We start from the raw sequence: 1,609 nt of genomic DNA on the forward strand, positions 1-1,609 counted from the left end.
GACTAGCCATTTTTGAGCATCCCAAAAACCGCCTTGGCCAGTTGCCCATCGCTGGATATTAGGAAAGTTTAGAGTACCACTGATAAAGTACTGCCCCAAACTGCCGTAATCCGTGTAGCCAGTTGCAAGAGGATCTTCTTTTCCTATACCATCAATTTTGAGGTAATAATTTCCAGCAACGACATTTGCTGTAATACTTGCAGATAGTAAATCTGTTGGATTGGACGATGCAATTAAGGTACCAGCAGAATTGTATAGCTCTGCCAAAATGTCTAAGTTTGGCCCTGGACTAAAAGGATTCACTGTCAAGCTAATCAGACCAGAACCTGTGACAAAACTATAAAAATCTAGGTCTGTATTGCGCTCAATGATGCCACTACCACTGACAGACGTACTAGAAATGGTTAGTGGCTTTGCTGTCGCAATTGTATCACCACAATCATCGGCTCGGTAGGTGAACCCATTTTGGGTCGTAATAATTTGCAAATCATCCTCGGTATTGTTAGCAGAAGCATACTCGCCTTTACTCCACTGGGTTAGCTCGTCGTAATACGCTGCTCCCATGATCGGTGCCCAGCCAGTCTCTCCAGTAGGATGTCCTAGATAGTATTCTTGAGCGGGGGTTATTTGTCCATCATGCTTGAGTCCCAGCGTATGACCTACTTCATGAGAGATAAGTTCAGCCGTATCCTTCTCATCATCGAACGCATTTTCAACAAAAACAAAGGCAGGAGTATCACTATTCCAGTTGAAAGAACCACGCTTGGCGATTCCTCCCACTCTTTCACCATACCAATCGTAACTGCTACCGCCGATCGCAACACGCACCCCCCAGCGAGTATCATCACTACCGCTCTTAATTAGATCGTTAATATCTGCTGGAGCCTGCGTTGTGACATTAACATTAAATGGGCTGAAATCCTCAGCGACGCGCTGCCAGATATACTGAATTCTTTCAAGTTCAGCCGAGCTAAAGGATGCTGTATCGCCGTCGAAGTCGAAGGCAGGGGTGATAATGTTAGCCGGACGTTCACTTGTGTTCCAGATAGTACCAGAGGTGATATTGCCGTCGAAATCTAAATAAATTGTCTGATTAGCTTCTAATAAGCTGTTGAGGAAGAAAGTTTTAGACAGGTCTAAAGAAGCTGATACTGACATATAATTTCATCTTTAAAGGAAATCTCTATTAATTTCTCTGTATCAAGCAAATAACTTTACGTACTTTCCTATGCAATCTTTACAAAAAGTTAGAATCTGCTCTCACCGATACTGGAAATATTTGTATTTCATCTCGCAGGATGGTATCAACTAACTGACAAACTGCTGTTGATATACCCTAGTATTTCCTTTGCGTTCAAAAATGTTATAGCCTCGTTTACGAGTTAGCAGCTCCCGTAAGTTCGGGAGTTGCTCCCATAAGTTCAGGAGTTGCTCCCATAAGTTCGGGAGTTGCTCCCATAAGTTCAGGAGTTGCTCCCGTAAGTTCAGGAGTTGCTCCCATAAGTTCGGGAGTTGCTCCCGTAAGTTTAGAGCTGCTCCCATAAGTTCGGGAGTTGCTCCCATAAGTTCGGGAGTTGCTCCCATAAGTTCGGGAGTTGCTCCCATAAGT

General features: G+C 43.9%; 2 protein-coding genes. Both read right to left on the reverse strand.

Annotation, left to right across the window (positions count from 1 at the left end; translation table 11 throughout):
* Positions 1–1,158, reverse strand: a 1,158-nt coding sequence (locus RMY64_RS36150; protein ID WP_322702619.1) for a hypothetical protein, incomplete at its 3' end; no start/stop codon positions are given.
* 217 nt (positions 1,159–1,375) lie between these two features.
* Positions 1,376–1,609, reverse strand: a 234-nt coding sequence (locus RMY64_RS36155; RefSeq protein ID WP_322702620.1) for a hypothetical protein, incomplete at its 5' end; no start/stop codon positions are given.

Source organism: Nostoc sp. DedQUE08 (assembly GCF_034530895.1).
GTDB lineage: Bacteria > Cyanobacteriota > Cyanobacteriia > Cyanobacteriales > Nostocaceae > Nostoc.